We start from the raw sequence: 24,179 nt of genomic DNA on the forward strand, positions 1-24,179 counted from the left end.
AGGCACAGCTATACGCTGCGCTCGTGTGCCCATGCGTCCATGCCCTTGCTACAGAAATTCTTTCCGTTATCGCTGCGAATGATCTTCGGCAGGACCGAAGTGGCGGCCAGGCGGTCCATCGAGCACATCAGACTGAGCGAACGGGAACTGGCTGCGCGATATCAAAGCACGGGAAGGTCGCAACCTTACGCTGAGAGGTCGGCTGTTTCGACGACCACCTGCCACGGATCGTTACCGATTCAATCAGGCAAAATGAGCTTGCCCCGGTTTAATGGACACTCAAGTTATGGGATAGCAGCTTCGGTCGCCGCAGGCGATCGATAGCCGTTGGTCGAGTGTAAGCGCTGCCGGTTATAAAACACTTCGATGTATGCAAAAATCACGTGGCGTGCCTCCTCGATCGAGGCGTAGCGGCGTGGGGCTGCGATCTCGCACTTCAATGTGCTGAAGAAGCTCTCGGCCACCGCGTTGTCCCAACACTCGCCACGCCGGCTCATGCTCACCCGCATACCCAGTCGAGCGAGTTCGGCCTGATAGGCCGCGCTCGTGTACTGACTGCCCTGGTCGGAGTGATGGAGCACTCCCTGCGCCGAACCGCGCTGGCCTACGGCCATGCGCAAAGCCTGCAAGGGCAAGTCGGTATGCATCGTCGCAGCCGTTGCGTGGCCAATCACTCGCCGGGCGTACAGATCGATCACGACGGCCAGATACATTGGACCCTGTTGCGTGGCGAACTGGGTCATGTCCGTTACCCAGACCTGATCAGGGGCGGCCGTGGTGAAGCATCGATCAACATGGTTATCGGCCACCGCGGCCACCGTGGCGGCCCGTCGTGATGCCTGGCTTGTACGCCAGCTGCGCCCGACGAGACCGCCCTGACGCATCAAGCGGGCGGTCGCATGGCGCCCCAGGCTCAGCCCCTGCTCACGAGCCAGATGCCATAGCCGGGGACTGCCGTAAAGCCCTCGGCTGCGCTCATGCAACTGCTTCAGCTGCGCCAGGTGCTGGCGGTCACGAAGCACGCGGGGGCTCGGATGCTTTTGGCGATGCCGCCAGGCATAGAAGCTGTTGCGACCCACCTCGAGCAGCCGGCAGAGGACCACGATGGAGTACGACGCGCTCTCCGCTTCGATAAACCGGCATCTCAGCTCGATTCCTTGGCGAAAAACGCCGTCGTTTTTTTTAGGATGTCACGCTCCATCCGCAGGATCTCGTTCTCGCGTCGAAGCTGCTGTATCTCGGCCTGCTCGGCCGTCAGCGGAACGGCGGGGGTCGATCGCGAAGGCGCTCCAGAACCGGCTTGAGCCTTCTCGATCCAGCGCCTGAAGACACTCTCGACCAGATCCAGGTCACGGCATACCCGAGACACCGGCTGACCTCGCTCAAGGACCAGGGCAACCGCGCCGGCCTTGAAATCAGGTGTGAACTGACGACGAATTCTTTTTGACATGGGACACCTCTGAACGAACCTTACGGCTCACGATGGGTGTCCATCAAATCCGGGCAAGCTCACAAACACCGCAAGGGCGGTGAACTGACCCGATTCCTCGATGCGCAAACCGGAACCGAAATCAGGGCGGTAGCTATTGATGAGGTCACCAGCGCGAAGATCGGGACGCGACCAATGCGTATCGTGAGCCCGACCGAAGATGTGACCTAGTCGAAGCTTCCCTTAGTACGGTCGAATGCCGCTCGCTCGCGCTCAATCTTTCCTTTGTTCTCCAGCGCCCAATCGAGAATCGTGGCGATCGGTATGAGGAGCGTACGGCCCAGTTCTGTCAGTTCGTATTCCACGCGGGGCGGAATTGTCGGATACATCGTCCGCGTCAGCAGCCCGTCGCGCTCGAGCCCCCGCAGCGTCAAGGTCAGCATGCGTTGCGAAATGCCGCTGACCTGGCGTTTGATCTCGTTGAAACGCTGCGGCCCTCCATGCAACGCCGTCACGATGTAAAGACTCCACTTGTCTCCCACGCGGTTGAGGATTTCCCGCACAGACGGACAGGTGCTCCGGTCGAGCAGGTCGGGGACGTCGAGCAATGCGATGTGACTCGGTAACATGAATGTGCCTTCTTGTGCCGCCTTCAGATCGAGCCTAGAGTCTAGCTCAAGGAACAAAAGAGAACCTACTTTCTTTTGTGTCCTGTGGCTACGCGGTTCCCGCCGAGCAAGTTCGACATCTTTGGACTCTAGACCATGACTAACATCCTCTTGCTTCTGTCCAGCCAGAACAGGAAGGACTCCGTATCCACCCGTGTCGCCAGGAAGCTGGCCGAACACCTGCACACTCAACGTCCGGACGCGAGCGTCATCGAGCGTGACCTTGGGGCCCAGGCCATACCTCACATCGGTGCCGGGTATGTCAGTGGCCGCACCTTGCCCGCCGAGCAGCGCACGTCCGAGCAGCAGGCAGCCGTGGCATTGTCGGACGAACTGGTCCAGGAACTGGTCGCCGCAGAGACCTTGGTGATCGCGTCGCCGATGATCAACTTCGGCATCTCCTCGTCGCTCAAGGCCTGGTACGACCACGTGGCTCGTCCCGGCCTGACCTTCAGCTACGCCGCTACCGGCGCGGAAGGTCTGCTCAAGGGCAAGCGCGTGTTCGTAGTCGAAGCGCGTGGCGGAAAGTACTCCGAGGGACCTGCTCAGGCCGCGGACTTCCAGGAACCCTACCTCAAGCAGTTGCTGAGCTTCATCGGGCTGACCAATGTCACCGTTGTCCGCGTAGAAGGTGTCGCTTATGGTCCGGAAGTCACGCAGCAGGGCTATCGACGATGCCCTGGCAGAGGTCGCTGCGATCTAGTAGCGCATAGCGAATCAGAACTTTTAACGAAACCAACAAAGGATTATCTCGATGTCTTCAATCGCACAGTCTCAGCCAGCGCCGCCGAATGCCGGCAAAGCACTGCGTATCGGCCTGTGGATCGCACAAGTGCTCGTAACGCTTCTGTTCTGCTTCGCCGGATTCACCAAGCTCACGACCCCAATCGGGCCGCTCTCGGCCATGTGGCCATGGACGGGTGCCGTGCCCGAGGCCTTCGTTCGCGTCATCGGCGTGATCGATCTGGCAGGCGGCATCGGCATCCTGCTGCCAGCATTGATCCGAATTCTTCCGCGCCTGACGGTATGGGCTGCGCTGGGCTGCACGGTCCTGCAGGTCTTCGCCAGCATCTTCCATATCTCGCGGGGTGAATTCGCCGTACTGCCGCTCAACGCAGTGCTGCTGGCGTTGTCGATATTCGTCCTGTGGGGCCGTGCGCGCAAGGCGCCCATCGCTTCCCGCAGTTGAAAGCGGGCTCTAGGTCGAGAAAACATTCCACGTCATGACTAAGCAACCAACGCTCTTTATCTCGCACGGTGCCGGTCCGTGCTTCTGGATGACGATGCCCAAGCCGATCGGGCCGCACGGCTTTGACAAGCTGCGCGACTATTACTTCGGCCTGCTCGATACCTTGAACGAGCGACCGAAGGCGATCTTGGTGATCTCCGGGCATTGGGAAGAATCCGTGCCCACGGTCAGTACGTCGCCGGCACCGGGCATGCTGTTCGATTACTACGGCTTTCCGGAACACACCTACCAACTGAGCTATCGCGCGCCAGGGGCGCCCGAGATTGCTCGGCGCATAGGGCAATTGCTCGATGAAGCGGGGATTGCGCATACCGAGAACGTCGACCGCGCCTTCGATCATGGTGTATTCGTTCCGATGCTATTTGTCGACCCACAGGCACAGATCCCGGTGGTCATGTTGTCGATGCGAAACGACCTCTCCGCGGGAGAACATATCGTCATCGGACAAGCACTGGAACCACTGCGCGAGGAAGGCGTGCTGATCATCGGCAGTGGGTCCAGCTACCACGATTTACGTGGGTTCTTCAGCAGCGACACAGAACATTCCACACGCTTCGATACCTGGTTGACCCAGACCGTCGAAGCCAAGCCGGCTGAGCGCAATGCGCGGCTGGCGGAATGGACCCAAGCACCATCGGCAAGGCTCTGCCATCCCCGCGAGGAACACCTGATCCCCCTGATGGTTGCTGCTGGAGCCGCAGGCGCCGACATCGGTGCACGTGTGTTCAGCGATCGGATTGGGACGAAGGTTATTTCGTGCTTCGCGTTTGGGGATGATGCAGGATCGTCGTAATCGATACAGGTAGGCGTGCCGCGGCGTGAGAAATCCAGTTCCACCCCGTTTTCGTACGCCCATCGATCCATGACCTTCCCTGCGAACTCACTGCCGTTATCCACTTTGATGGCCGCCGGCTTGCCGCGTTGAGCGATCAGGCGCGTCATCGCTTCGGCCACATGTTCACCACGCAGCGATTGATCCACCACGATGTCCAGGCATTCGTCAGTGAAATGGTCAATCACCGTCAGTAATCGAAAACGACGACCATCGAATAGCGCATCGCTGACGAAGTCCATGCCCCAAAGCGTGTCATCGCAAGGAAAGTCCTTGCGTATCAGTTGCTTGGCTTATGCTGGCGGAGAGAGTGGGAGACCGTACGACGCTCCACCCTACCCTGCAAAACAAGCCTTTTTCGGTGGCGACTGCCCGCGGTTGAGTGCCTAGGGGAAGTGTCCAGGGCGGAACGTAGCAGGACAGAAATACGTTGCCAACACCGCGGGCCGTTTCGCCGCTGCACGCGCGGCATGAGGCGGCCAGAGGCTCGACAAGGGCGCGCCTAGGATTTGCGCTTACGCTTCTTCGGTTGCCTTCGGCCTGCCGCTGCGTTTGCTTCGGGCACTTTGAGGCAATCAACAACGTCAAAGAAAAGTTCCTTTTCTTTCTCCTCTGGCATATTTATCCATTCCGTAAGCTCATTCAACGGCCCGCAATGGCGGTGGATGAAATCAGCGAAAGGTCGCGGCTCGAAGCTGACCTTCTTGCTTCGCCTATCGGCATTTGTTGCAATGACGGTCGCCGAGGTCTGACACAGAGCGAATGTTATGAGCGTATGAGTCGGCTGCGCGGTGCGCACAAAGAAGAAAAGGTCACCTAGAACGTGGTCCAGCTTTGCGACATACGCACGAACCTCGGGAATTTCGAAAAGCTCCCTACTGTCGTTGTCGTAGCCAGAAAAGAAGATCTCCACTTTACTTTGACTATCGGCGGCGATTTCTCTAGTGCTGCGCAAACGATCAAAAAAAGCCCGAGGAGCGTCAACTTCTAATGTTCGGACATCCTCGGCATCCAGCGCATAGAAAATAATATCGGACTGCTTCAACATCTTGTTGAGTGCCCAATAATCAGCGAGTTCTTTGGCAGCGTCCCGAACCGGGCCAACGATGTTCAACAAGGCCTCTTTCGAGGCACCAAGCTTATTGGAGAAGGGAACCATAATTTTCCAAGCTTTGCCCGTAGGTTCCGCTGCCGTCGCCTGGAACAGTTCCCAAAAAGCCTCTCCGGATTCGGGGTCGCAAATGATGACTATTACCGGCAAAGGGTAGTTGGCCAAATAATTTAGGTGTTTCTGCTCACCCCTGTAGACGTATCCCCACTGGTTTCGCTCGTCCAGGAAAGACTTTCCGCATTTGATTTGCACAGCCAGCACCTGGCCTGTAACGGAACCATCAGGAGTAACGATGTCGATCTGCCCGTCGATACCAAAATCGTGCTCTTGGGGGTTTCGTCGAAATATCCATCCAAAATCGTCGTTGACGACCTTCGAAACAATGCTTACACCCTTCTCGCCTAGCTTTGCGCTTCGCGAGAATTTAGGAAAATCGTCGGTCATGCAATCGCTCCCTGTTCGCTGCCACGTTAGGCGTTTCGCAATCTATCGCGTAATAAGTGCCGATGCCGGGGTGGCTCCGGCTGCCAGCCTACGCTCCAGCTCGCCAACGAATGCGAGCCAGTCGGCACCGTAAATCCGCACGAGGTCGCGGACGACCAACATCTCCAAACCCCTGTCGCCCGTCTCGAGGTCGCTAAGGCTGGTCTGTGTCAACCCAAGGGCTTCTGCGGCTTGGGTCTGCGTGAGTCCGGCGGCCAAGCGAAGCTCCCGCAACAGCCCGGTCAGGACCGCGTGCTCAGGCCGATGGGTCGACGATGGTTTGGGGGTCCGCTTTGGCATGCGCACACCGTAGCCAGCGCGCCTATTTATCCCCCTTTCACATTTTCATCCCATATCGGGATATCTTACGCCCAGCGGGAGCGGTCGCCGTGAAAACGGCCGCATCGGGCCGAAAGGCCCATCACAGAGGGAGTTACCCATCCATGTCCACCATTTTGCGCGCCGCCATCCTTACTTTGTGCCTTGCCTTGATGGCTTGCGCCACGACCACTGGCCGCCCCTTCAACGCGGAGGCCGCAAGCCACTTCGCCGACGGCAAGACCACTCAGGCCGACGTCCGCTCTGCCCTGGGCGAGCCCGAGACCGTCCAAGACCGTGGCGATGGCTCGGTCATGTGGCTGTATTCGAGCAGCGAGAGTAGGGCGTCCGTGCGCGACTACGTCCCGTTCGCTGGGGCGACCAACCACCCCACGATGCAAGCATTGAGCCTGGTGTTCGACCGCCATGGCGTCTTGGAGTCACACACCGCCATGCAGTCGCGCTGAAGAACGACGACCGCCGTTCGGCAACGCGAAACATGCGTCGGCGAGGCGCACATAACGAGTTCGTTGGCCAAGGAGCCGCCGTCAATGATTGGAATTCTCTTGCTTATGGCGACCCTCGTCGCCATTGTCGCCACTCGTCGTTCCCCGTCGCTCTGGGCCGGCGGCGCACTGCTCGGCACCGGCATTGGTGTCGTTGCCGTCCTCACGGGGCTTGTCGGTCTTGCCGGGCTACTGAACCTTGCCGGTGTCGGGGCCGTCATTAGCACTGGCGTCGATTTGGCAACGCCCAGGTTGAAGCAAAGGTTGCCGTTTGACGCGACCCACGCTCACGACCATCTTGCCCTCAACGAACACTCGGGGCAGCTTTGGGTGCGCGACATCAGCGGCAAAGAAGTCATCGTGCGCAAGAGTGAGGTGCAGGAATGGATTCATCGCTATGTGGCGAACGGACAATATAAAGCCAGGAACGCCATCGAGCTGCGGTTGACGTCACTTGACCTGCCCACCGTCACAGCCAAGTTCAACCGGCATCCGGACACGGTATGGGGCGCGCCCAAGAATGCCGCGGAAGCGCAGGAGTGGTTTGCCCGACTAAGTGCGTTTCTTCGTAGCTAGGGGTGCGGCCATCCGCCGAATGGCCCCGTGACGTTCGAGAGGCCTGAAATGACCGCCACGGTTGTCATAACCCTCCATTGAGGCCCTAGCGAACCTCCTATGGCGGTCCGTTGGGCCCGCGGGTTAACTTAGGCCATCCAACAGGGGGATGGCAGGATGCTTGTTTCAAAGTTCTTCAAGCTCGGCCGCCATCAGGCGACGCTCGACTTTCTCGATGTCCACATCGACAAGGACCTACCCGTCTTTGTCGACCCTTCGGCCTTACGCACGTTGCGGTCAGAATGGGGGCACCACTGCGTTTCACTTCTTCAGACCTATTTCGAGACAGTGCTTGCTGCGATGAGGCAGGGAAATCACGTCCGGGCGAAAGCCCTGTTGGCTTGCCTTAGTGAGCGGAACGAATTTCACCTAGGGTTTTCCAAGCAACAATCACGCGGTCATGCGCTAGGTCCGATTTCCGCCGAACGCATTTGGAAGTCCTTGGTCTCGAGCAAAGCGGCGACCTCGGGACTTCTAGAAGACCTCGAAGACACCGTGCTCTTCGTGGACGGTGTTGGCCCGGATATGCTGTCCGATGCTGTGTGCAACATCATTCGCGGCCCGCTCATCAAATACACGCAGCAAGCGTGTAGCTACTACGGCATACCACTGACGCCGGGATTAGACTCTGGCCCCGTATGGAACCCCCAAGCGGAGAAGTGGCAAAGCCACCTCATCGAACTGCCACTCACCAAAACCGGCCCCGTCATTTTGGTGCCGAAAGTGATTGTCCGTGTTTCCCAAACGTATGGTGCCGACGAGTATTACCGCCACTTTCTAATGCCTGTGCTCCAGCAGCATCATAAGGACATCAATTCGCAGTTTGTCCATGTGCTGCGCTCAAAGAAGAATAAGGGCAAGAAAAAGGTCTATAAAAAAGACCTATACGAGGCGTATGGCGCCGACAAATTAGCGGCTGCCACGCTAACAGCAGAGCACCCAGGCGCTCTAGCCAACTACCGTGAGACCAAAAAATCCAATACCACGCAGCCGCTCGACCACATTGCCCTATCGAAGCTTGAAAGCACCGCCCCACCGGACTTCGGCGCACTTATCGATGCGGTAAAAGCGGTGAAGCCTGGCAGGGATGGTGCCCATGACTACGAGGTGGCCATCGAGAAGTTGCTGTCCGCCGTGCTCTATCCATCGCTGTCATCACCCGTGAAACAGGATGAGATCCACGAGGGACGGAAGCGAATTGACATAACCTATCTCAACGAAGCAAAGCAAGGGTTTTTCGACTGGCTTGCACGGCACCACCCTTCTTCCCACGTCTTCTTCGAGTGCAAAAACTACGGCAAGGAAGTCGGCAACCCGGAGCTGGACCAACTCTCAGGGCGGTTCTCCCCGTCGCGAGGTCAGGTGGGCATTCTAGTGGTCCGCTCGCTTGAAAATCGGGCATTGTTTTTGAAACGGTGCAAGGACACCGCGAACGACCACAGGGGCTTTATCCTAGTGATTGAAGACTCTGACCTACCGCGTCTCGTGGCGGACCGTGGCAACATCTTGGCCGATGGCATGGGTGAAAACTTACTCTACCAGCAGTTCAAGAAACTGGTTTCATAGCAGCCGTTTCCCAAAATTTTGGAAGAACGGCATGGGTGCTCACTTGTGCCTTTTCTGTAGCGCCGCGAGCTTTCGTTTGAGACCTGCCTTGGGATTGATGCTCAAGGCCTGCTCATACATGGCCATCGCGTTTGCTGCGTCGCCCAGCGCCTCGTAGGCTAAGCCCTGGACCTTCAATGCGGCCGCTGCCCAGCCGCGGTCGTCGTCGGCTCCTTCGCGACGAGCGCGCTGGACGGCGGTCAACACCTCGCGGAGCTGGGCCGGCGACACCCCTTCCCGCTGGACGAGCGTCTCCGCCATCCGAATGACCCTGCTGTAGTCTCCCCTCGCCAGACCAGCTTGCTCCAGCTCCACTTGGTCCAAGAAGGTGCCGTCGGCGTCATACCGAAATGCCCCCAAGCCCTTGATGTGGGCAATGACCCCCACGGGTGACTCATCAACGGCGAGGTCCATAGTCCAGGCGTCGGCGCTCGGCCGCACGGCGAACATCTGCTGGCCCGACGCCAGGTCAAAGAGAAACAGACGCACGCTGTCGTCCGTCGAGCTACTGGCGGTCTGACACGCGGCATAACGGCCATTGGCAGAGACGGCATTGCCCAGCAGGTTCGCCGACAACCGTCTCGCCAGAAGCTTGTGGCCCTGGGCATCAAAAGCGTAAAGCGTCCCGGCCAACTCATTGGCGAAGTGCCAGTCTTCTAGGACGAAGGTGCCGTTGTCCGCCACGTGCCCCCTATTGGGCCGCTCCAAGCGGCCTTGCAGAACCACCCGTTTGCCCGCGACATCGTAGAGCAGATATGCGCCCTTCCCGCGCGTGCGTGCGCCCCCGGTGCTTCCCGACGGGTCACTGTCCCGCCATGAAATCAGCCACCGGCCATTGGGGGAGCAAGTGGACGGACCGAACCACTGGGGCTTCTCCAAGCTGAAAAATCGGTCCTCGACGACAGCCGGCACGGGGATAGCGGTCGACGGCAGCGGCGGTGGGCCCGGTGGGCGCTTGCCGAACAGTGCATTGAACCAGCCCATATGCTGCGCTTCCTTCGTCGATGGTGGGCATTTCCTGCGCTAGCACAACGGACGACGCCGCAGCGAAGGTGAGATTGCACCATGCCTTCGGCACGCGGTTTCCGCAAGCCCAGCCCGCCCAACCGGACGTTATTTTTTACGACCGTGCTTCGCCGAATTCCATGACAGAACTGACAACCATTCCGTGATCAATAATTCTGGCCTGGACCCTTAAAAATAGGGGCCAAATATGCGATGGAATCGACATTTTCCATTTCGAGTCCATTGCTTGACACGAGCGAAATGCGCGTTAGACGTGCGGTCTGTCATTGATGAAGGCCACACCATGAGCGCAGCAAAAGAGGAGCTAGTGTCTGACCGACGCCAGGCTTCCATTGGCGGCATGTGGAAGGGGGGCGGTATGTAAGGCCCGTCGCGCTTACCCTCGTTGGGGCGCGGAAAAAGAAAAAGGCCGAGGGCACGAACCCCCGACCTTCATAGCGCAGTTGTGAACACGCCTGCGAGTCCTTTCTAAGTCCGAACCCCTGTTCTGTCAACCGCCCCGAACACAAATTCTGGGCACGGGCACCTTTTGCCCGCGCAGGCCGCCCGACCGGGCGGAAAGGACATCACATGCAAGTGTTCGACACATTACGCCTCGTGCTCACCACGCCACTCACCGATGCGGAAGTGGCCCGCTCCACTGGTTTGTCCCCCGCCACAGTCCGCCGCTATAGGCGTTTGGCCGACCAGCGAGAAATGGTCTGGGGCGACGTCAGCCAAAAAACGCCATCGGCTATCCGCGGCCTCTTCAACCGCAAAGCGGGCCGGCCTGCCAAGGCCGTTCCGGACCTTCAGTTGCTCCATGACCGCTTGCAAGAGAAGGGGGTAACACTGCATCGCCTGTGGGCCGAATATGTCGCGGAAACCCCGGACGACGCGCTCTCCTACACGCAGCTGGCAGCCAAGCTCCAGGCATTCCGCGCCACCTTGCCTGAGAGCATGCGCCAAAGCCATCCGCCAGGAGAACGAGCATCCGTCGACTATTCGGGCGAGCGGCCGTTCTACTTCAACGTCACCACACAGGAAAAGGTCTTCGTCGAGCTGTTCGTGGGCGTGCTCAACAGCTCCAGCCTCATCTTCGCCACATGCACGCCATCGCAGAAAGTTCCGGACTTCATCGAAGCCCATGTCCGGATGCTCGCTTACTTCGGTGGCGCGCCGATGGTGCTGGTTCCGGATAATCTGAAGTCCGCCGTGGTGCGTGCGGGCAAACGGCCGGTCATCCAGCGCTCGTATGCGGAGTTAGCCCGGCATTACGGCTGCGCAGTGATGCCGGCGCGTCCTTATCGGCCTCAAGACAAAGCAGTGGCGGAAGTCAGCGTCAAGCTGGTGCAACAAGACATATTGGTGTCGTTACGCTCGCAGCGGTTCTACTCCATTGACGACCTCAATGAAGCCGTCGCCAGGGAGCTTGAAGTATTGAACGCGCGGCCGATGAAAAAGGACGGGCGTAGCCGCCGCAAGCGCTTTGAGCTGTTGGATAAGCTGGCATTGCGTCCGCTTCCGATGGAACCGTATGAATACGCAGAGTGGGTGCCCGTGCCTACCGTGCCGAAGGATTACCACATCAGCGTGCAAGGGCATTTCTATTCCGTGCCTCATCGCCTAATTGGCCAGTCAGTCGAGGCCCGAGTGCTGCGGGACCGGGTGGAAATGTTCCATGACCAACGACTGGTGGCGTCCCATACCCGTAGCAGTGAGGTGGGGAACCACACGACCACGCCATCTCACCAGCCAGAGGCACATCGGGCCCAGGCCGAGCGAAGTCCCGAGGGTATGCGGCTATGGGCGAAGCGGGCGGGCCCCGCGGTGCTCCGGTTGGTGGTGGCCCAGCTCGACCAGGGGCAGCCCTTCCTAGGCATGCCGGCGTGCGAAGAATTGAAGGCGTTAGCGGGCAAACACGGAACCGTGGCGTTGGAGCGTGCGTGTCAAAACGCATTTGACCTGCGCACACCGACCCTGACCACGGTCAAACGGGTGTTGGCGGAGGCCGCCACCAATGCTAAAGGGCCGCCGCGCTCCCGGTTCACCGTCAGCGCGAAGCAACTGCGTGGGGGTGCCTCATGTTGAACGACGCCTCCGCCGCTTTGCGGCGCATCCGCATGCACGCCATGGCGGACCGATTAGAGCAATGGCTGGACGACCCGAGCACCCGGCACGGCTCCACGATTGCTTGCCTGGTGGCCTTGGCCGAATTCCACGAGCAGGCCATCGCTGGCCAGCGGGCGTCCACCTTTTTGCGCCGGTCCGAGCTAGCCCCTGGCATCAGCGTTGAGCAGGTGTGGACGGGCCAGGCGCGCGGTCTGACTAAGAAGCTCTTGGCAGACCTCAAAGAGTGCGAGTGGCTGCGCCGTGGCCAGAATGTCGTGGTCACCGGAGCGACGGGGGTGGGCAAAACCTACCTCGCCACCGCGCTGTCGCGGCATGCGGTGGTCGCTCACGGCGCGCGTGTCGTCCATCACCGCACGTCTGAGCTAATACGGAAATGTGCGGAAGCCGAGCGCGCCGGCACGTGGGAAAAGTGGCTCAAGGATTTGAAACGTCCTGACTTGGTGGTGTTGGAGAACTTCGCATTGGAGCCAGTGACCTTAGACGACACCCGGCGATTGGTAGAGTGGCTGGATGGGCGCAACCGCAACGGCAAGGCGACGCTCGTAGTTGCACCGACGCCGCCAGACGAATGGGATGCCTACTTTGCCGGCGACATTGCCAGAGGGCAGCTGCTTCGTCGCGTGTTGGACGGCAGCACAGTCATCGAGCTGAACCCGGTAGCAAAGACCCGAAAAGCGAGTATCACTATGTAAGTTCCGGTTTAACCGTGAAGCTATTCTGGAAATCGTGACAACGTGAAGCCTCGCAACTTGCGGGGCTTTTTCGTGCTTCTGAAAATCATCGATTTCCGGAATGGGCGACAGAGATTTACAGAACACCCTTATCTAGGGGCGCCGGCGCCTCTTGAGCGAACCCTTGGCGCGCAACGACTTGGAAGCGATTTCCGGAATTGGAAAGCAACTAAACCGGAATATGCAGGTGGATAATCCGGCATCGGTTTTCATCAATTCTGGAAATACATGTAAACCAGAACGGAAACCCATGGCGCGCCGCGTGATGAACGCCTGATTTCTTGCCGATTTCGCATACTTCGTCACATCAGTTACCGCCTCCGAACTTATAGACAGCCATGCGACGCGCGCCCTAGAGTTGGTGTTCAAGGACAGGGGAAAACAAATGGCGGTTTACATCACTTCGGTCGACGTCCGGAACTACCGGTCGTGCAAATCCACTGCGCTCACGCTGTCGCCTTACACGCCAATTGTGGGACGCAACAACTGCGGCAAGAGCAACGTGGTTGCTGCCTTACAGTGGCTGGTCCGTAAGACGAAACTGGGCGAGGAAGACTTTAATGCTGCCGACGGGGCGGTCGAGGTCATTGGAACACTCGACCACATCACGGCCGAGGACCTAGGTGTGGTCGCAGACAAACACCGCAAGTCTATTGAGCCCTACATTCGCGACGGCAAGCTCTCCATCAAGCGTAGCCAGGCTACGGCAGCCGATACGGCGAAACTTTCGGTGCTCAATCCGGACAACGGGGAGTGGGTGCCAAACCCCACCGGCATCGACAATGCCCTGAGTGAACTCTTCCCGGAGCCCATCCACATCGGCGCGATGGAAGACGCCGCCGAGGATGCGAGCAAAGCCAAGACCTCCACGACGATTGGCAAGCTGCTGGCCGCAATGCTCGAAACCATCCGTGACCGACACGACGCCGACCTGCAAGTTCACCTGGGCGCCATTACCTCGCGACTATCCGCCAAGGGGGCCGACCGGTTTGCCGAACTGCACGACATCGATGCCTCCATCAACACCAAGGTCAAAGATCTCTTCCCTGGCGTCTCGGTGCGCCTGGACTTTCCCGTGCCGGTGCTCGAAGAGTTGATTAAGGCTGGCACGGTGCGTGTATTTGAAGATGACGACGCCGACGGCGAAGGCCGAGCCTTTAACTCATTTGGTCACGGCTCCCAACGAGCCATCCAGATGGCGCTGGTTCGGCACCTGGCCGAGCTTCGCCGCGGACAAGCCATCCATGGCGGTGTAACGCTCTTGCTCATTGATGAGCCGGAACTTTATTTGCACCCCTTCGCAGTGGAACACATCCGCGAAGCACTGAAGACCCTTTCGACGAGCGGCTACCAAGTGGTGTTCACGACGCACTCGGCCCAGATGATTACACCGACCGATGCGCCGGCTACTGTGCTCATGACCAAAACCCATGCGGCGGGCACGGTGGCGCGCAAACGCCTGTCGGACGCACTCAACATTGTGGTGCCACGCGCGGAACACCAAATCGGCTTACTGTTCGAACTCACCAACGCCGGCCAGGTCTTCTTCGCGGACCGCGTTGTCCTCGCCGAAGGTAAAACCGAACTCCGTCTGTTGCCGCACATCTTCAAACACGCTTCGGGGCGCACTCTAGGTCAAGCTGGCATCGCACTCGTGGCGCAGACCGGGGTCAACGACACCAAAAAGTCGATGAGCGTGCTGGCCGCGATGGACATCCCGGTATCGGCCATTGTTGACCTGGACTTTGCATTTCATGGCGGTGTTACCCACGGCTACCTTCAGGCAAACGACCCGGACATCCTCGCGTGTAAACAGTTGCTTGCTCAACTACAGCCCCAACACGGGTTTGCCCTCGATGCGGCTGGCCTTCCCATGAAGAACGGCGGCATGCTGCCCGCAAAGGTGTTCGAATTGCTTGCGGCGCAACCAGGAGCGGTTGCACCGATTCAGGGGTTAGCCGCCAAGCTTCGCGCGCAGCAGGTTTGGCTTTGGACCAGCGGTGCCATTGAAGCGCACCTTGGCCTGGCTGGAAAAACGGAGACCGACTGGGCCCAGTTCCAATTGGACTGCGACCAGCAGGGGCTTGCCGCGTCGGCCAGGGATGCCAACAGCATTACCGCTTTAGTGGAGTGGATGGTGTCTTAGGCGCCAGTGCCTAAGGTTGCTCGCTCACTTCACCCGACCTCTTTAGGTGGTGGCGCTAATCGTCTCTGTGGCTGAAAGAGCCGAAATATAAACGAGGGAGGGGGTATGGCCGAAAGTCCGCTGTATCGGAACGCGCTAAACGCGATTCAAACCGGAGTTGAAGACTTCAACGTGGGGTCGCCAGAACGATTGGCTTCCGCAGTTCGAAACCTCACAGCCGGCATATTGCTACTGTGCAAGGAGAAGCTTCGGCGCCTGTCCCCCTACAACGAAATCTTAATTTGGAAGAACTTGAAGCCCAGCCTCGATGGGGATGGCGACGTGGTCCTCGAGCGCGTGGGACATACCACTGTCGATGTATCGGACATCGAGGGTCGGTTCAAGTCCTGCGGGGTCGAATGCGACGTTGCACTCCTCAAGAGCATATCGAAGGTCAGAAATGCGGTTGAACACCATTACGTTGAGGACGCTAATGCAATCCGGGGCGCCTTCGTCGATGGCCTGCGCTTTCTGACGAGCTTCATGCCCGAGCACCTGGGGGTAGACCCACGCGACGAACTCGATGCAGACGCGTGGGAATCACTTCTAGAGCAAAAAGGCGTTGAGGACGCGCTCAGAAAAGAGTGTCGAGCGACCTATCAGCATATGGATTGGCCCCCTGTGCTTCGAGAAGCCATCGAAAAGGTGGGCTGTCCGGAGTGCGGCTCTCATCTTGTGAAGCAAACGGATACGAAGAATACCAACCCATTTATCGCAAACTGGTCTTGCACGGCGTGTGGCTATTCGCAGGACAATTCGGGTTGGGCTGCACAGATACTTGCCGACTACTTTGCGTCGTCAAGCTACTTAGCTGCAAAAGATGGAGACCGGGACCCGGTAGAGACCTGTCCAGAATGCACCGAGGAGTCGTTCGTGCAGGACGAAGGCATGTGCCTATCATGCGGTTTCGAACTTGGTGATGCCGGAGAGTGCCTGGTTTGTTCAGAGCCTCTTGGTCTGGATGACTACGGCGAGTCACTGTGTTCCTACCATCGCTATATCGCTGAAAAGGAGCGCGACCGCTAACGCGGGCGACGCTGATAATTCGCCCGCCACGCAGTTGGTCAACGTGCTTGAGCGATGCGGTCAGCGTCATTTGATGCGAGAAAAATCGGCCTGATGCTTACCCCTCCAGTTCCATGCCCGTCTCCTCTCGCAGCACAGCAATGAGGCCTGGACAGCGCGGTTCAACCCGGTCGGTGAGGAACGACTGCACATAAGGCGCAACCCAATCTTCCGACCCGTATTCCGGTGTCATGCCGACGTCCAATGCGTCCGTGTAGTCGGACGACATCATGTTGTGACCGCCCAAGCAGAAGGTATACGCCAGGTGCAGCACGATAATGTCCAGGGTGTCAGAGCCCAGCTGCGCCATCCATTGTTCTCGGCTTTTGATGCGAACGCGCCCATCGTTTAGCATTAAGTGGGTCAAGAAATTGTGGTGCGTGTGGTCATTGCACCGCTCCCGAATGCCCGCGTAGTCGAGCTGGCCCAAGCATGGTCGGACCGGCGCCAACTCGACAGCCGCATCCACATACTTTGCGATGACCCCCGTCCTGGGGAGCGCCTTCGTTCCGGTTATCCACCCATCGATGTGTTCCAGCGGTGGCTTACCGGGCTCGGCATTTTTACTGAGGTAAAGTGCAATGTAGGTTCCCACCAGCGCCGCGTCGTAGAGCTTTCGCGCCAATGCATAAGCATCATTGAGACTCCCTGCGGTCACTAGCATCGCCATGCTTTTTAGGGTGGATGCCATCGACGACATCAAGTAGGTATCCAAACTCAAAATAGAGCGTGTGCCCACGGGAATAAATGACATGACGCCAAAGCTTAGGTTGTCGTAAAACTCCGCATACGCTTTGAAATTTGCCGCCATTGACTGGGCTGCCTGGCTCTCCATCATCGCTCCCTTGCTTAGGTGTGACCCGAGGCCACTCTACTCGCCTCTCGTGCTAGAACTTTAAGTCGGTGACGGGCAACCGGGCATCATCGGTTGCGCGGCGGTAACCCAGCTGCGGTGCGCCGTTCCCAACCCGTCACTACGTGCCTGAAACGAGGCATCATGACTAACCCATCCGAGGCCGGAGACTCGCGATGGCGACCTCATCGTGCTTACCACGATACCCCGTCGAAGCCGCATCCTCGTCGTCACTTTCGCGGTCCGACTCGATTGGAGGCACGGCCGAGGCCAACGCCGGTTCGAGCCACACCTTCTCCTCGTCGTCGGCCGCGCCCAACAGCTGCGCGCCATAGACGGCATCAAGGTCTACCAGGCCGGTGGTTGCTTCCCGCAGTCGCTGCTCAAGGCGGCCCTGACGATGGCGCAGCGGCCGGGCTTCCTCGTCGAGGGCGATAAAGGCCTTGGCGTGCCGGGACACGTTGGCATCCAAAATGAGCGCATGTCCGCCATGGTCGCGGGCCTGTGCCCGCAGCATTTGCCAGGGTGCTGGACCTGTGTCATTTCCCGCCCATGCCTGAGTGGCTGCCATGCGCAACGGGTGAGCCGCCGCCCACTCATCGGCGGCCTGCTTCGCTTGGGTGACCAGGGCACGGCTGATATCGCGCTCCATTTCATTGTCCGTTTTCGCTGCACGCTCTCGGTCCATACGCGCGACGAGGTCGCGAAGGCTTCGCGCGACCGAAAAAAGCGCGCGCAGTGTGCGTTCAATGATGCGAAGCCACCCATGCGCTTCATTGCGCACGTCGTCGTCCTCAAGCGCTGCGGCCGTCGCGTCCGCCGTCATGGCGATGAACCGTGCCAGCAACGAGCCCGATGCCGGCGCCGGAAGCGCGTGGTTGCCGTTCCGCACCGGCACGAACCGGATGGGGTCGCGGCCTGCATTCAAGGGGTCGGCGCCCCACTCTGCGGCGTTCCACGCACGCACTCGCGTTTCGCCACGGTCGGGGCTAAACGTAATCATGGCAACGTCGGGAATGGGCAGCGGCTGAACCATCGGCTTCATCGTCGCAGGGGCCACCGCTCCCGATTCAATCGGGACGATCGGTCGCGCGGCATGCGCCGTTTGGTCGGCCCCGCTCACGACCGTGGAGGACCGCACCAGGTCGCGCAGCCGGTCGCCTTTCCATGTGCGCAGGCCCTTGCGCTCCATGGCTGTCGCCGCGCGCCCGAGCGTCGGCTGCGCTTTGATGTCGAGCCCAAGGCGCGCGTAGCTTAAATACTCATAGGTGGGCGGAAGGTTCTGCGCGGCGGCGAACTCGTTGGCGAGCGATGCCCAGTGTGCGTTCAACTGTTCGACGAACTGCGCTGACGTCCGCTTGTTCGACAACATCGACAGCTTCTCGCCCATGCCCGCCGCGCCGGTGGCGCCCTCGCCACGCGCATCGACCGTGAAGTCGAGCTTCCGCGTGGGGAAATACAGATGCGCGTGGAAGCCCTGAAGCTCTATCGGTTTGACGGACCCGAGTGCATCGCGGTCAGCGTCGCGATGCAAGCCCAGCGAAACGGCGGTATGCAATCTGTCGGCGATGAACCGCGCCATGCGTTCCGCAAGTGCGCTGGCGGCCTCATCATGCAAGCCGAACGGGATGGGGATACGGTAGTCCCTGGCTACTTGCGCATCCTTACGTCGCTCCGCCGCTTCGACCTTGTTCCAAAGGAGTTCGGGGTCGGTTGCCCAAGCGGGAGCGCCCGGCGGCGCCACCGTCAAAGCACGCACGATTTCTTCGCCAAGCTGCCGCTTTCGGTAGTCATGCCAAAGCCCGGTGCGTTGGTCGTAAAGCTTCAGACCTAAGCGATAGGCCACACCCGCCACCGCCGAATGACCGGCGGCGCGGGAGTGGGTTTCGAGATGAGGGCGAGCGTGTCGTGTCATCAAATCTTCCTTAAAGAGGCCACTGCGGCAAGCGCCATGGCAAATGGTCGTCCCGACCTAATAACAGCAGCGTGTGCCCCAGCCCACTGGACAGCCCGCCCCCTTAATGACATCAAAGCAGAAACGGACCACATGTCAAGCAAACTTGACATGTCCTTTCACCACAGATGAGGAAGAGCTTTGGGCACAGCTCATGCTCGGCTTGGACGCTTAGCGTTGGCTCCGCAGGACGCGTTGCAATCGTAGAATGCTAAGACGCGCTCTGGCTCTAGGCATCTGCGTCCGCATTGGCCCGTCTCTAGATTCCCGCTCTGCGTTTTGCTAGATTTCGGCAAGGCGTGGTCAACGCCTGCTGCTCACCTCGGCAAACCCTAACGGGACGACATCCACCCAACTTCGTCTGATTCCCCACCTGTGGCGGATCTGGGCAGTGAGCATCTGGCTTTCGCACACAGTCGGAGTCAGTCATGTCGCATATTCCTACCACGGCCGCGAAGGTCAAAATTCTCAAGAAGCAGGCCAAGAGGCTCGGCCTCATCGACAAGCGCAAGCATGTCGAGCTACTTGATGTCGTTGCCCAAAGTGCCGGCTATCACCATTGGCACCACGTTGTTGAATGCGAACAGCTCACCGCGGCGCAAGGGCGAACCCGCGGAATACTGGCTGAAATTGACGCCATTATTGGTGCCGAACTCGCGGGCGAAGTTCGAATGGTTGTCACCGGGCCCGAAGCGACGACGGCGCAGCCGTTCTTACTAATGGCGACGGGCATCGGCGACGCATGGATGCTTGACCCCCTTAAAGGTCAGGCCTTGTGTCTGGTATGGCGTGGCGAACGCCAGGCGTTCACCGTTCGCGACCTGCCCACACGAATCGAACTGATATGGGATGGCGTGTTTGAGCTAAGGGGGCCGTTCTTTTTTGTCGAAACCCATCACGATGAGATTAAGTCCCGGACGGTTGCAGGCTACCCGACGGAACAACTGCGTCAGTTTTTGAATGAGCTTCGACCGGCGGAAGAGACGGTTGAAACCATTTTCGCCCAAGCGGACTCTGTGCCACTGACCCCGGAAATTGTCCAACAGCTCGAGGGCGCAGGATGGGCGCGCGCTCAGCTCGAAGAAGCCGCCCGGCAAGGAGCGCGCTATTCGCCCTCGAGGGACAGCGTCCTGTTTTCTCCAGTCTCCGAGCGTGCCGACTGACGATGCGCCTGACCTCCACGCGCTCGACGCCCTACCCTCGGCGGTCTGACTCGCCAGGACCTAGCTCATAGTCGCTAGGTTCTTGGTGAAGGCCCCTCATCCCACTTTGGTTGATGGCGCTCGTTGTGAACAACCGGATAAGTGCCGGTTGTGAGGAAAAATCTCACAGCCGAAGTCAGATGACTACGTTGACAGATATCCAAATACCGTCAGTGTGTGGGACAACCTTCAACCAATAAGGTGATCCTCATGTCTCAGCATAGGCCCGATATCTACGTAGCTCGACTCGTCCTGTTAGCTGCATCTCCGCTTCTACTCATAGTATTGATGCTAGCAAGCTGTATAGGACGTGCAGTCTTCCTTGATCGTGCCAATGATTCGGGTCTAGCCGCATCTGCACGCTCAGAGCAATCAACGGCAGGCACACCACCAAGTTCACAGCTCCAAGCATCCAGTAAAACCACCGTAGCCTTTTCTGGACATTATCAATCCGCTGACGTGGCCCATAAGTGACACGATTTAAGGCAAGCAGGCCTGCGCAGGAAATTAATCCTGTAACCGCAGCGACACACCAAGTCGTAGAAACGAATAGGGCATGCGGGTCGTGCGGCACAACTTTCGCAAATTCAGGCTTCGAGTTCATATAACAAATAAGCCCTCCGAATACGCATAAAGCGGATCCAAAATAAAAGGCCGGTTCCCACCTCTTGAGAAACAAACCGATGCCTGCGGCTACAGCCGCCAAGCCCGGCAATAAATAGGCTCCGAAATCAAACAATAGTGTCTTACCGACTGAATTCGTGAAGGTGCCTAGTAAAAGCAGGAAAGCGCACACTAGGGTAACGAAGAATGCGGAGACAACCCCCGCCATAACAGTCAACCTTAGATCTCTGACTTTTCCAGTTCTCCGCACACTTCCATCTGCGCTAATCGGTAGAGAAGCAATCTGTCGAAAAACTTTCACTCGCGAACGAAGTTCGGAGCTTTCAACTGCAATAGCTAGTGAAGAGCTGCTCGATACTACAAATACCGTAGCCACAGGGTTAGATGCTGCCTCAGTGCTTGCTCGAATAGCCATCATGAAGGGCACAGATGCAGCATTGGCAGCATTTACTAAAACTCTTTCCAACGACAAATCCTCCCCCTCAAGCCAAACCGTATCTTCGACAGCTAGCAGAGCATTGCTATCGAGAAAGAGGTGTATGCACAGAGGTCTCGGATACTCAATGGCCTTTAGATCTCCCTTTCTGATCTGGCTATAATCGATAAGAACATGCGTAATCATCAACCCTCCCTAGTCACTTTAAATCGTGGAGCAGAAAGTCGTATCGCAAAGCAATTTGAACCTGTGTTGCCAGTTCGGACATACTGTAGCGCCTGGAGTAAGCAGCGTGATGCTCATCGCCTAGCTCGTGCCCCACGAACTGCGCGCGATACTCGGACGGCACGCCCGCGCTCTGCATGGTTTGGACCACCGTCTTTCGCAAACTATGAAACCCAACCTTACCGACTCGTGGCTCGACACCGACAGTCTTGATGTAACGACCAAATGCGGCAGATAGGAAATTGCCGTGGCCGTTGACGGAGCCAACTTTGGTTCGGGGAAACAACCTTGTTTGTCCCGCCTTCCGAAGCGACTCCACATGCCGCAACACGCCCCACTCGATAAGCCTGGGATGCAACGGCACCGTGCGCTCGCTCGCATCCGTCTTCAGGCTCTGGCCTAAGCCCTCGGCAGAGATTCGGATGCACGGCAATCCATCTTCGGTGACAAAGTCATCCAAGCGAAGTTGGCCAAGTTCGGATACGCGGGCGCCGGTGTAAAGCCCTAATAGCGCACCCAGTTGAATGTCCTTTCTCAGCTTTGCGAACGCTGGCCCATAGATGACGGCCAATTGCTCCGAATTGAACGCTTCAAAGCCCAGCTTTCGCCTTAGGCGCTTCTCTCGAACGCCATATTTGACTTGGCCCTGCGCGGGATTGTCGCCCACAGGCACATGTCCAGCCGTCTGCGCCCACGCAAAGAACGCCTTGAGATACGACGTTTTGTTCGCGAGCGTCGGTGTTGCCAGCTGTGCCGCCCGAAGGCTCTGCACCCATTCCGATACATCGGTGCGCGTGCAGTCCGTCAACGGCGACTTGAGCCCCTTCCATGTCGCAAAGCCGTTCACGGCCGCACATTTCTGGCTTCGGGTCTTATCCGGCAACAGCGCCGAGTCGAGTGTGAGCAAATACTTCCGTGCGGCTTCGCCCACCGTGATGCCTCCCGTCGTCCGTAGCACGCGACCTTTCGGTCGGATGGGTGCGTCGACCATCGATGGGGACACCGGCACGGCCTGAGCGCCCAGCAGCACGCGAAGCACTTCAACCGCCTTGGCATGCTCCTGATCAGACTCACCCTCAGTCGCTAGGGTGAAGCCATTCGGTGTCCGCTCAAGCTTCCACGGTGCAATGTGCAGCGGATTACGCGGGTCATCCAGTGGCAAGTCGAACGGATTGTCTGGAACAGACTCGTTCATGCTGATCAGCCTCCGTGCCTCATCGAACGTCGCGGCGACGCGTGCCGACACGACATAGGCCTGTGCCTGCGCCAGCCGTGCGCTTCTGGTGCCCAGACTACGCTTTACCACGCGCAGCCCGAAAGCCCTCTGGAGAGGTATCGGCACCTTTTGCCGGAAATGAAACACGCCTGTGGCGGAACGCACGAGGTGATGCGGAAGACGCATGGAAGTGTCCAAGCGAGTGTCCACGCACCGAATTTGACTGACGCCAGGAAAATCCTTATGCGTCGATCACTTAGCTTAGGCTGGCGGAGAGAGTGGGATTCGAACCCACGGTAGGCTCACACCTACGGCAGTTTTCAAGACTGCTGCCTTAAACCACTCGGCCATCTCTCCACATTTTTCCTACCGCACCGGCAAGGCCTTGCACCCCGCCAGAGCGTCATTCTACCCGACGATCAGGCAATCACCTCAACCCCTGCCATATACGGCCGCAACACCGCCGGCACCTCAATCGCCCCGTCCTTCCGCTGGAAATTCTCCATCACGGCCACCAGCGTCCGCCCCACGGCCAACCCCGACCCGTTGAGCGTATGCACCAGCTCCGGCTTCCCCGTCGCCGGGTTCCGCCACCGCGCCTGCATCCGCCGAGCCTGGAAATCCATGCAGTTGGAACAGCTGCTGATCTCCCGGTACGTATTCTGCGAAGGCAACCACACCTCCAGGTCATACGTCTTCGCCGCGGCGAAACCCATATCCCCCGTGCACAGCTGCACCTTCCGGTACGGCAGCTCCAGCGCCTGCAACACCGCCTCGGCGTGGCCCACCATCTCCTCCAGCTGCTGCATGCTCGTCTCGGCCGTGGCGATCTGCACCATCTCGACCTTCTCGAACTGGTGCTGCCGGATCATGCCGCGGGTATCGCGGCCGTAGCTGCCCGCTTCAGCACGGAAGCACATGGAGTGCGCCGTCATGCGCATCGGCAGTTCGTCGGCTTCGACGATGCTCTCGCGCACCAGGTTGGTCAGCGTCACTTCCGACGTGGGGATCAGGTACCGCTTGGCGTCGCCCACCTGCGTCGCGAACAGGTCGTCCTCGAACTTCGGCAGCTGGCTGGTGCCCTCCATCGCGGCCGGGTTCACGATCAGCGGCACGTTGTGCTCGAGGTAACCGTGCTTCGTGGTGTGCAGGTCGAGCATGAACTGGGCCAGCGCACGATGCAGGTGGGCCAGCTGGCCGCGCAGCACGGTGAAGCGCGCGCCGGACAGCTTCGAACCCGCTTCGGCGTCCAGCCAGCCGTGGCGCGCGCCCAGGTCCACGTGGTCCTGCACCTTGAAGTCGAACGCACGGGCGTGGCCCCAGCGCAGGATCTCGAGGTTGTCGCTCTCGTCCTTGCCGTACGGCACGCTCTCGTCCGGCAGGTTGGGGATGCCCAGGGCGATATCGGCGATGGTCGCCTGCACCTCGGCCAGGGCCTGCTCGTTGGCCTTCAGCTTGTCGCCGATGCCGGCCACCTCGGCCATCAGCGGGGCGACGTCTTCGCCCTTGCCCTTGGCCTGGCCGATCGCCTTGGAACGCGTGTTACGCAGGTTCTGCAGCTCCTGGGTCTCGGTGGCGAGCGCCTTGCGCTCGGATTCGAGGCGCTCGATCGTGGCGACGTCGAGGTCGAAGTTCCGGGCGGCGCGCAGGCGCTCGGCCGTTTCGGCGAGTTTGCCGCGCAGGAGGGCAGGATCCAGCATGGGTCGGGTTCCGTGGGTGTTCGAACGGGGATTA

The 24,179-nt window shown here is 59.2% G+C and carries 22 protein-coding genes, 1 tRNA gene and 3 pseudogenes; 12 read left to right on the forward strand and 14 right to left on the reverse strand.

What is annotated here, in order from left to right; genetic code table 11:
- Positions 1–11: 11 nt before the first annotated feature.
- The 3 genes and pseudogenes from FA89_RS20955 to FA89_RS15300 form a co-directional block, all read right to left on the reverse strand.
- Positions 12–119, reverse strand: a pseudogene (locus tag FA89_RS20955) (IS3 family transposase); the annotation flags it as partial.
- A gap of 165 nt (positions 120–284) precedes the next feature.
- Positions 285–1,154, reverse strand: coding sequence for an IS3 family transposase (locus FA89_RS15295; RefSeq protein ID WP_185754524.1), 870 nt, complete (start codon positions 1,152–1,154; stop codon positions 285–287).
- Entirely contained in the window at positions 1,145–1,450 is a 306-nt protein-coding gene (locus FA89_RS15300; RefSeq protein ID WP_036141838.1) for a transposase, read from the reverse strand. Before FA89_RS15300 ends, FA89_RS15295 begins: the two co-directional genes overlap by 10 nt.
- Positions 1,451–1,486: 36 nt before the next feature.
- On the opposite strand from FA89_RS15300, the gene FA89_RS20495 reads away from it, so the two are divergent.
- Positions 1,487–1,660 (forward strand): hypothetical protein, encoded by a 174-nt coding sequence (locus FA89_RS20495; RefSeq protein WP_221174320.1) that lies wholly within the window; start codon positions 1,487–1,489, stop codon positions 1,658–1,660.
- On the opposite strand, the gene FA89_RS20960 is transcribed toward FA89_RS20495, so the two are convergent.
- Positions 1,657–2,058 carry a winged helix-turn-helix transcriptional regulator gene (locus FA89_RS20960; RefSeq protein ID WP_036144541.1) on the reverse strand — a complete coding sequence of 134 codons (402 nt, stop codon included), beginning with the start codon at positions 2,056–2,058 and terminating at the stop codon, positions 1,657–1,659. The genes FA89_RS20495 and FA89_RS20960 overlap by 4 nt on opposite strands.
- Before the next feature lie 135 nt (positions 2,059–2,193).
- On the opposite strand from FA89_RS20960, the pseudogene FA89_RS20965 reads away from it, so the two are divergent.
- The 3 genes and pseudogenes from FA89_RS20965 to FA89_RS15315 form a co-directional block, all read left to right on the forward strand.
- Positions 2,194–2,700, forward strand: a pseudogene (locus FA89_RS20965) (FMN-dependent NADH-azoreductase); the annotation flags it as partial.
- A 151-nt stretch (positions 2,701–2,851) separates the two neighbouring features.
- Positions 2,852–3,286 (forward strand): DoxX family protein, encoded by a 435-nt coding sequence (locus tag FA89_RS20675; protein ID WP_036141839.1) that lies wholly within the window; start codon positions 2,852–2,854, stop codon positions 3,284–3,286.
- A gap of 34 nt (positions 3,287–3,320) precedes the next feature.
- Entirely contained in the window at positions 3,321–4,139 is an 819-nt protein-coding gene (locus tag FA89_RS15315; RefSeq protein ID WP_036141842.1) for a DODA-type extradiol aromatic ring-opening family dioxygenase, read from the forward strand.
- An 8-nt stretch (positions 4,140–4,147) separates the two neighbouring features.
- Here FA89_RS15315 and FA89_RS20680 read toward each other — a convergent pair.
- The 3 genes and pseudogenes from FA89_RS20680 to FA89_RS20970 form a co-directional block, all read right to left on the reverse strand.
- A pseudogene (locus tag FA89_RS20680) lies at positions 4,148–4,429 on the reverse strand (DDE-type integrase/transposase/recombinase); the annotation flags it as partial.
- 251 nt (positions 4,430–4,680) lie between these two features.
- A complete protein-coding gene (locus tag FA89_RS19865) occupies positions 4,681–5,733 on the reverse strand; it encodes a DUF4365 and DUF1817 domain-containing protein (RefSeq protein WP_081916657.1) in 1,053 nt (350 codons plus the stop codon).
- 42 nt (positions 5,734–5,775) lie between these two features.
- A complete protein-coding gene (locus FA89_RS20970; protein WP_051938849.1) occupies positions 5,776–6,072 on the reverse strand; it encodes a helix-turn-helix domain-containing protein in 297 nt (98 codons plus the stop codon).
- A 143-nt stretch (positions 6,073–6,215) separates the two neighbouring features.
- On the opposite strand from FA89_RS20970, the gene FA89_RS15330 reads away from it, so the two are divergent.
- From FA89_RS15330 to FA89_RS15340, 3 genes are all read left to right on the forward strand, one after another.
- A complete protein-coding gene (locus tag FA89_RS15330; RefSeq protein ID WP_036141847.1) occupies positions 6,216–6,557 on the forward strand; it encodes a hypothetical protein in 342 nt (113 codons plus the stop codon).
- Positions 6,558–6,641: 84 nt separating this feature from the next.
- Positions 6,642–7,172 (forward strand): hypothetical protein, encoded by a 531-nt coding sequence (locus tag FA89_RS15335; protein ID WP_036141849.1) that lies wholly within the window; start codon positions 6,642–6,644, stop codon positions 7,170–7,172.
- Between the two features lie 156 nt (positions 7,173–7,328).
- Positions 7,329–8,777, forward strand: a complete 1,449-nt coding sequence (locus FA89_RS15340; protein WP_036141852.1) for a hypothetical protein — start codon at positions 7,329–7,331, stop codon at positions 8,775–8,777.
- 39 nt (positions 8,778–8,816) lie between these two features.
- Here FA89_RS15340 and FA89_RS19375 read toward each other — a convergent pair whose 3' ends face one another.
- The gene (locus tag FA89_RS19375) at positions 8,817–9,800 is read right to left on the reverse strand and encodes a tetratricopeptide repeat protein (protein ID WP_051938850.1); all 984 of its coding nucleotides are present in this window, start codon (positions 9,798–9,800) and stop codon (positions 8,817–8,819) included.
- Between the two features lie 612 nt (positions 9,801–10,412).
- On the opposite strand from FA89_RS19375, the gene istA reads away from it, so the two are divergent.
- From istA to FA89_RS15370, 4 genes are all read left to right on the forward strand, one after another.
- A complete protein-coding gene (gene istA / locus FA89_RS15355) occupies positions 10,413–11,912 on the forward strand; it encodes an IS21 family transposase (RefSeq protein ID WP_051938851.1) in 1,500 nt (499 codons plus the stop codon).
- On the forward strand, positions 11,906–12,646 hold the full coding sequence (locus FA89_RS15360) for an ATP-binding protein (protein ID WP_036141854.1): 741 nt from the start codon (positions 11,906–11,908) through the stop codon (positions 12,644–12,646). Before istA ends, FA89_RS15360 begins: the two co-directional genes overlap by 7 nt.
- A gap of 424 nt (positions 12,647–13,070) precedes the next feature.
- The gene (locus FA89_RS15365) at positions 13,071–14,831 is read left to right on the forward strand and encodes an ATP-dependent nuclease (RefSeq protein ID WP_036141857.1); all 1,761 of its coding nucleotides are present in this window, start codon (positions 13,071–13,073) and stop codon (positions 14,829–14,831) included.
- A gap of 105 nt (positions 14,832–14,936) precedes the next feature.
- Positions 14,937–15,896 (forward strand): hypothetical protein, encoded by a 960-nt coding sequence (locus tag FA89_RS15370; RefSeq protein WP_036141860.1) that lies wholly within the window; start codon positions 14,937–14,939, stop codon positions 15,894–15,896.
- A gap of 97 nt (positions 15,897–15,993) precedes the next feature.
- On the opposite strand, the gene FA89_RS15375 is transcribed toward FA89_RS15370, so the two are convergent.
- Positions 15,994–16,773, reverse strand: a complete 780-nt coding sequence (locus FA89_RS15375) for a hypothetical protein (protein ID WP_221174322.1) — start codon at positions 16,771–16,773, stop codon at positions 15,994–15,996.
- 163 nt (positions 16,774–16,936) lie between these two features.
- On the reverse strand, positions 16,937–18,703 hold the full coding sequence (locus FA89_RS15380; protein WP_036141862.1) for a MobA/MobL family protein: 1,767 nt from the start codon (positions 18,701–18,703) through the stop codon (positions 16,937–16,939).
- A gap of 467 nt (positions 18,704–19,170) precedes the next feature.
- Between FA89_RS15380 and FA89_RS15385 the strand changes: the two genes are divergently transcribed.
- Positions 19,171–19,905, forward strand: a complete 735-nt coding sequence (locus tag FA89_RS15385) for a hypothetical protein (protein WP_036141865.1) — start codon at positions 19,171–19,173, stop codon at positions 19,903–19,905.
- A gap of 316 nt (positions 19,906–20,221) precedes the next feature.
- On the opposite strand, the gene FA89_RS20300 is transcribed toward FA89_RS15385, so the two are convergent.
- The 4 genes from FA89_RS20300 to serS all read right to left on the reverse strand — a co-directional run bounded on the left by FA89_RS20300 (position 20,222) and on the right by serS (position 24,145).
- Positions 20,222–21,190 (reverse strand): hypothetical protein, encoded by a 969-nt coding sequence (locus FA89_RS20300; protein WP_185754405.1) that lies wholly within the window; start codon positions 21,188–21,190, stop codon positions 20,222–20,224.
- Between the two features lie 13 nt (positions 21,191–21,203).
- The gene (locus tag FA89_RS15390) at positions 21,204–22,631 is read right to left on the reverse strand and encodes a DUF6538 domain-containing protein (protein WP_185754406.1); all 1,428 of its coding nucleotides are present in this window, start codon (positions 22,629–22,631) and stop codon (positions 21,204–21,206) included.
- Positions 22,632–22,712: 81 nt separating this feature from the next.
- Positions 22,713–22,802, reverse strand: a tRNA-Ser gene (locus FA89_RS15395).
- 62 nt (positions 22,803–22,864) lie between these two features.
- Positions 22,865–24,145 (reverse strand): serine--tRNA ligase, encoded by a 1,281-nt coding sequence (gene serS / locus FA89_RS15400; RefSeq protein ID WP_036141867.1) that lies wholly within the window; start codon positions 24,143–24,145, stop codon positions 22,865–22,867.
- Positions 24,146–24,179: the final 34 nt, after the last annotated feature.

The sequence above is a fragment of the Luteibacter sp. 9135 genome, assembly GCF_000745005.1.
GTDB lineage: Bacteria > Pseudomonadota > Gammaproteobacteria > Xanthomonadales > Rhodanobacteraceae > Luteibacter.

Bases quoted from the DNA above. Each gene is read 5' to 3' on its own strand.
- FA89_RS15300 (WP_036141838.1), bottom strand. From the start codon at position 1,450: ATGTCAAAAAGAATTCGTCGTCAGTTCACACCTGATTTCAAGGCCGGC.
- FA89_RS20960 (WP_036144541.1), bottom strand. From the start codon at position 2,058: ATGTTACCGAGTCACATCGCATTGCTCGACGTCCCCGACCTGCTCGAC.
- FA89_RS20675 (WP_036141839.1), top strand. From the start codon at position 2,852: ATGTCTTCAATCGCACAGTCTCAGCCAGCGCCGCCGAATGCCGGCAAA.
- FA89_RS15315 (WP_036141842.1), top strand. From the start codon at position 3,321: ATGACTAAGCAACCAACGCTCTTTATCTCGCACGGTGCCGGTCCGTGC.
- FA89_RS19865 (WP_081916657.1), bottom strand. From the start codon at position 5,733: ATGACCGACGATTTTCCTAAATTCTCGCGAAGCGCAAAGCTAGGCGAG.
- FA89_RS20970 (WP_051938849.1), bottom strand. From the start codon at position 6,072: ATGCCAAAGCGGACCCCCAAACCATCGTCGACCCATCGGCCTGAGCAC.
- FA89_RS15330 (WP_036141847.1), top strand. From the start codon at position 6,216: ATGTCCACCATTTTGCGCGCCGCCATCCTTACTTTGTGCCTTGCCTTG.
- FA89_RS15335 (WP_036141849.1), top strand. From the start codon at position 6,642: ATGATTGGAATTCTCTTGCTTATGGCGACCCTCGTCGCCATTGTCGCC.
- FA89_RS15340 (WP_036141852.1), top strand. From the start codon at position 7,329: ATGCTTGTTTCAAAGTTCTTCAAGCTCGGCCGCCATCAGGCGACGCTC.
- FA89_RS19375 (WP_051938850.1), bottom strand. From the start codon at position 9,800: ATGGGCTGGTTCAATGCACTGTTCGGCAAGCGCCCACCGGGCCCACCG.
- istA (WP_051938851.1), top strand. From the start codon at position 10,413: ATGCAAGTGTTCGACACATTACGCCTCGTGCTCACCACGCCACTCACC.
- FA89_RS15360 (WP_036141854.1), top strand. From the start codon at position 11,906: ATGTTGAACGACGCCTCCGCCGCTTTGCGGCGCATCCGCATGCACGCC.
- FA89_RS15365 (WP_036141857.1), top strand. From the start codon at position 13,071: ATGGCGGTTTACATCACTTCGGTCGACGTCCGGAACTACCGGTCGTGC.
- FA89_RS15370 (WP_036141860.1), top strand. From the start codon at position 14,937: ATGGCCGAAAGTCCGCTGTATCGGAACGCGCTAAACGCGATTCAAACC.
- FA89_RS15375 (WP_221174322.1), bottom strand. From the start codon at position 16,773: ATGATGGAGAGCCAGGCAGCCCAGTCAATGGCGGCAAATTTCAAAGCG.
- FA89_RS15380 (WP_036141862.1), bottom strand. From the start codon at position 18,703: ATGACACGACACGCTCGCCCTCATCTCGAAACCCACTCCCGCGCCGCC.
- FA89_RS15385 (WP_036141865.1), top strand. From the start codon at position 19,171: ATGTCGCATATTCCTACCACGGCCGCGAAGGTCAAAATTCTCAAGAAG.
- FA89_RS20300 (WP_185754405.1), bottom strand. From the start codon at position 21,190: ATGATTACGCATGTTCTTATCGATTATAGCCAGATCAGAAAGGGAGAT.
- FA89_RS15390 (WP_185754406.1), bottom strand. From the start codon at position 22,631: ATGCGTCTTCCGCATCACCTCGTGCGTTCCGCCACAGGCGTGTTTCAT.
- serS (WP_036141867.1), bottom strand. From the start codon at position 24,145: ATGCTGGATCCTGCCCTCCTGCGCGGCAAACTCGCCGAAACGGCCGAG.